This window comes from Streptomyces sp. NPDC058877 (assembly GCF_042742855.1).
GTDB lineage: Bacteria > Actinomycetota > Actinomycetes > Streptomycetales > Streptomycetaceae > Streptomyces.
Genome location: NZ_JBHYMF010000372.1, coordinates 1 through 1,955, shown reverse-complemented (window position 1 = coordinate 1,955; position 1,955 = coordinate 1). Strand labels below are relative to the sequence as shown.

The following is a 1,955-nucleotide window of genomic DNA, read 5'->3' as shown; positions in this document are numbered from 1 at the left end:
GTGGCACTCTGTGCCACCCGCCCCCTTTGCGTGGGTGTCAGTGGATCAAGCGGATCAGCGCGCGCCGATCTCGTCCGTCAGCTGCGGCAGGACCTCGAAGAGGTCACCGACCACGCCGTAGTCGACCAGGTCGAAGATCGGCGCCTCGGCGTCCTTGTTGACCGCGACGATCGTCTTCGACGTCTGCATGCCGGCCCGGTGCTGGATCGCGCCGGAGATGCCCGCCGCCACGTACAGCTGCGGCGAGACCTGCTTGCCGGTCTGGCCGACCTGGTTGGAGTGCGGGTACCAGCCGGCGTCCACGGCGGCGCGGGAGGCGCCGACGGCCGCGCCGAGCGAGTCGGCCAGCTTCTCGACGACCGCGAAGCCCTCGGCCGCTCCGACGCCACGGCCGCCGGAGACCACGATCGCGGACTCGGTCAGCTCGGGGCGGCCGGTGGAGACGCGCGGGGTGCGCGAAACGACCTTGGCGGCGTTGCCGGTGAAGGCGACGGTGACGTTCTCGATCGCGCCGGCGGCCGGAGCGGCCTCCGGGGCGGCGGAGTTCGGCTTGACGGTGATGACCGGGACGCCGTGCGAGACCGTCGACTTCACCTGGTACGAGGCGGCGAAGACGGACTGGGTGGCGACCGGCCCGTTCTCGCCGGCCTCCAGCTCCACGGCGTCGGTGATCAGGCCGGAGCCGAGGCGGAGCGCGACGCGGGCCGCGATCTCCTTGCCCTCGCCGGAGGAGGTCGCCAGGACGGCGGCCACCCCCTTCTCCTTCGCGATCTGGGTGACCGCGTCGACCTTAGGGACGACGAGCTGGTCGGTGAACTCGGCGCCGTCCGCGACGTAGACGGTGGCCGCGCCGTACTCGCCCGCCGTGGCGGCGATCGAGGCGGCGGCCTCGCCGGCGCCGAGGACGACGGCCGAGGGCTCGCCGAGACGGCGGGCCAGGGTCAGCAGTTCGAGGGCCGGCTTGCGGACCGCACCGTCGGCGTGGTCCACGAGAACCAGGATCTCAGCCATGATTCCTTGCTCCTGAGGTGGGGTGACGGTGGATCAGATGAACTTCTGGGAGGCGAGGAAGGCGGCGAGCTGCTTGCCGCCGTCGCCCTCGTCCGGGACGATCGTGCCCTGGGTGCGGGCCGGACGGGCGGCTGCCGAGTCGACCAGGGTCCAGGAAGCGGCGAGGCCGACCTCGTCGGCGTCGATCTCCAGGTCGTCCAGGTCCCACTCCTCGACCGGCTTCTTCTTGGCGGCCATGATCCCCTTGAAGGAGGGGTAACGGGCCTCGCCGGACTGGTCGGTGACCGAGACGACGGCCGGCAGTGCGGCCTCCAGGAGCTCGGTGGCGGCGTCGCCGTCACGGCGGCCCTTGACCAGGCCGTCCTCCACCGAGAGCTCCGAGAGGAGGGTGACCTGGGGCAGGCCCAGCCGCTCGGCGAGCAGTGCGGGCAGCACGCCCATGGTGCCGTCCGTCGAGGCCATGCCGCAGACGACCAGGTCGAAGCCGACCTTCTCCAGGGCCTTCGCCAGGATCGCGGAGGTGGCGATGACGTCGGAGCCGTGGATGTCCTCGTCGTTGACGTGGACGGCCTTGTCGGCACCCATCGACAGGGCCTTGCGCAGCGCGTCCTTGGCGTCGTCCGGGCCGACCGTGAGGACGGTGACCTCGGCGTCGTCGGACTCCTCGGAGATCCGGAGGGCCTGCTCGACGGCGTACTCGTCCAGCTCCGAGAGCAGGCCGTCGACGGCCTCGCGGTCGGTCGTCAGGTCGTCGGCGAAACCGCGGTCGCCGGTCGCGTCGGGAACGTACTTCACACAGACAGCGATCTTCAGGGTCACGGCCTGTCTCCTTTCGAGGGGCTGCTGGTTACGGGAGGTTGCGGGCCATGACGATGCGCTGGACCTGGTTGGTGCCTTCGTAGATCTGGGTGATCTTGGCGTCGCGCATCATGCGCTCGACGGGG

Annotated in this window: 3 protein-coding genes; all 3 read right to left on the bottom strand. The window is 70.9% G+C overall.

What is annotated here, in order from left to right:
• Positions 1-54: 54 nt before the first annotated feature.
• Positions 55-1,011: an electron transfer flavoprotein subunit alpha/FixB family protein gene (locus ACFW2Y_RS35635; protein WP_384887856.1), complete on the bottom strand. Its 957-nt coding sequence runs from the start codon at positions 1,009-1,011 to the stop codon at positions 55-57.
• Positions 1,012-1,044: 33 nt separating this feature from the next.
• Positions 1,045-1,830 carry an electron transfer flavoprotein subunit beta/FixA family protein gene (locus ACFW2Y_RS35630; protein WP_384887853.1) on the bottom strand — a complete coding sequence of 262 codons (786 nt, stop codon included), beginning with the start codon at positions 1,828-1,830 and terminating at the stop codon, positions 1,045-1,047.
• A 28-nt stretch (positions 1,831-1,858) separates the two neighbouring features.
• The coding region (locus ACFW2Y_RS35625) for an acyl-CoA dehydrogenase family protein (RefSeq protein WP_157849844.1) at positions 1,859-1,955 on the bottom strand (97 nt) is incomplete at its 5' end.